General features: G+C 56.2%; 4 protein-coding genes. All 4 read left to right on the top strand.

All coding sequences use genetic code 11. From position 1 onward, the window contains the following. The first annotated feature begins 124 nt into the window (after positions 1–124). The 4 genes from K7B09_RS12975 to K7B09_RS12960 all read left to right on the top strand — a co-directional run bounded on the left by K7B09_RS12975 (position 125) and on the right by K7B09_RS12960 (position 1,800). Complete coding sequence (locus K7B09_RS12975; protein ID WP_223629885.1) at positions 125–421, top strand: hypothetical protein; 297 nt, start codon at positions 125–127, stop codon at positions 419–421. Between the two features lie 104 nt (positions 422–525). After that, positions 526–819, top strand: a complete 294-nt coding sequence (locus K7B09_RS12970) for an SdpI family protein (protein WP_223629884.1) — start codon at positions 526–528, stop codon at positions 817–819. 59 nt (positions 820–878) lie between these two features. Next, the gene (locus tag K7B09_RS12965) at positions 879–1,301 is read left to right on the top strand and encodes a DUF4279 domain-containing protein (RefSeq protein WP_223629883.1); all 423 of its coding nucleotides are present in this window, start codon (positions 879–881) and stop codon (positions 1,299–1,301) included. Between the two features lie 70 nt (positions 1,302–1,371). Then, a complete protein-coding gene (locus tag K7B09_RS12960) occupies positions 1,372–1,800 on the top strand; it encodes a hypothetical protein (protein WP_223629882.1) in 429 nt (142 codons plus the stop codon). Positions 1,801–2,138: the final 338 nt, after the last annotated feature.

The following is a 2,138-nucleotide window of genomic DNA, read 5'->3' as shown; positions in this document are numbered from 1 at the left end:
AGCGATCCGCCAGCCTAACAATTCGTTCAAGCCGAGCCCGCTTCGCGGTCTCGGCGCTGGCGCTATGATTGAACCAACGCCGCGCCCGCTCAGCAGGCCGGCTTAACTCAGGTGTTAGGCGGCTATGACAGTTGATCGCCGGCGAAATATTTCTTTGGCAGTTGCTGGCGTGGCCATCGCAGCTGTTCTGCTGTCTTTGATTTGGCATGTGCCATACCTCTACACATTTATTGGCGTCGCCGCATGGGCTTTCGTTGGCCACATCGTTACAGCAGATGATGACGCGCCAGGCGGCTGGAGCAATCCAAATGGAGCCGTCCCGTTCCCGTGGCACGTGCTTGCAATTAAGGCCGCTATTCTGGCTTTACTTGTTACCGTTGCCGTAATCTTTCCCAGTCTTCGTACACTTGGCGGCGGGTAGTTGTCACGCAGTCGCGTGCGCCGCCTAACAATTCATTCAAGCCGACGCCGCTTCGCGGCGCGGCTTAATTCAGGTGTTAGGCGGCAGACGGAGAGCTTCGCGATATGAAAGGCCAGCTCATCGCGGCATCGTTCATCTGCGCCGTCGGCGTTCTCATGGTCTTCAAGGTCCTTCCACCCAATCGCTGGGTCGGCCTTCGCACCGCTCGCACTCTCGCCGACCCTGCCGCGTGGTATCGCGCCCATCGAGCCTTTGGCTGGCTCTTCCTGGTCACCGGCCTCGCGGCTGCGGCGTCAAGGTTGTGGCCTACTATGCTCGTGTATCCGGCTTGGGGGCTCGCCGGGGTGCTTTCAGTGGCGGCGGCAACTGTATTCGTGTATCGCCGGTATGCCGCCTAACAATTCATTCAAGCCGACGCCGCTTCGCGGCGCGGCTTAATTCAGGTGTTAGGGCGCAAATGCAACTTTATTCGCACATTATTGATCTGCGCATTTCGCATCCCGCACTTGATCCGGATGTGGTCACGCGCACTCTCAGCTTGGAACCCCAGCATTCTTGGCGAGCGGGTGATCCTCGTAGAACTCCCAAGGGCACTTTGCTAACGGGTACTCGTTCAGCTGGTTACTGGGCCGCCAATCCATTCTCTTACGGTTGGCGCGAGTCTACCGACGCACTGGTCGAGGACGCATTGGAAGAGCTGGTCACTTTCCTAGAGCCACATCGAAACTTTCTTGTTGAGCTCAGCAACGCAGGAAACGTACGCATTTGGGCAAGTACATCCGGCAACCGAAACTACGCGCTTGAACTGACACCGGGCATGCTTACCCGCATTGCCTCCCTTGACATCACCTTCATCCATGATGTGTATCAGGGTGTGTAGGTTGCGCCCTAACAATTCATTCAAGCCGACTCCGCTTCGCGGCGCGGCTTAATTCAGGCGTTAGGCCTACATGAAATTAATCGACAAACTGAAAGATACATTGGCTGATCGGGCCGCTGAGGCAATCGCATCGTCTTTGACGGTTGTTCTCGCTTGGGCGGCCTACCAGATTGCTCCTGCCATACTTCCGGCCATCGAGGACGTTGTCTCTAAGCGGTTTTTACTTGCTCTACTGGCCACTTCATCCGCTCTCAACGTAATCTTCTTCGTAGCAACCTGGTATTCGTCCAAGAGCGATGACTTGCGGCTCAAGTACGGCGTCTACTGGGACAAGCAAAAGAACCCACATTGCCCATCCTGCAAGAAGCCAATCTCGGGATACGCTTCTTATCAGTTCCATGGCAAGGGTTACTACTGCAAACCTTGTAACAAGGTCTTTCCACTCACTGACGCCCAGGGCAACACGATTGAGCCTGCTCAGGTGCTAAGTGAGCTGTAGGCCTAACAATTCATTCAAGCCGACGCCGCTTCGCGGCGCGGCTTAATTCAGGTGTTAGGTTTAGCGCGGAATTTTTTTTGGGGATATGCGGGCTTTGCATTGAATTGCGCTTGATAGGTTTACTGTTTGGTTCAAGCGTGCCCTTGCGTACTTGGCCCACAGCGCGCAGGGGACCTGCGCACCGTGGTGGCGGTAGCATTCCGTAGCTTGCTTCGCATGTGCAGTGGGTCGTCGGGCGCCTACAACCTAACAGTTCGTTCAAGCCGACGCCGCTTCATGGCATCGTGTTATCTTTCGGCGTCCGGCTGCTGTCGCTTCGGTTGCACCTCGTTGCGGCG

Origin of the sequence: Thermomonas beijingensis (assembly GCF_020034655.1) — a bacterium.
In the GTDB taxonomy this organism is placed as follows: domain Bacteria; phylum Pseudomonadota; class Gammaproteobacteria; order Xanthomonadales; family Xanthomonadaceae; genus Thermomonas; species Thermomonas beijingensis.
Note: the sequence above shows the minus strand (reverse complement) of the source record. Positions and strands in the feature narration are given on the sequence as shown.

Coding starts and splice junctions, on each gene's coding strand:
- K7B09_RS12965 (WP_223629883.1), top strand. CDS start 879: ATGCAACTTTATTCGCACATTATTGATCTGCGCATTTCGCATCCCGCA.
- K7B09_RS12975 (WP_223629885.1), top strand. CDS start 125: ATGACAGTTGATCGCCGGCGAAATATTTCTTTGGCAGTTGCTGGCGTG.
- K7B09_RS12960 (WP_223629882.1), top strand. CDS start 1,372: ATGAAATTAATCGACAAACTGAAAGATACATTGGCTGATCGGGCCGCT.
- K7B09_RS12970 (WP_223629884.1), top strand. CDS start 526: ATGAAAGGCCAGCTCATCGCGGCATCGTTCATCTGCGCCGTCGGCGTT.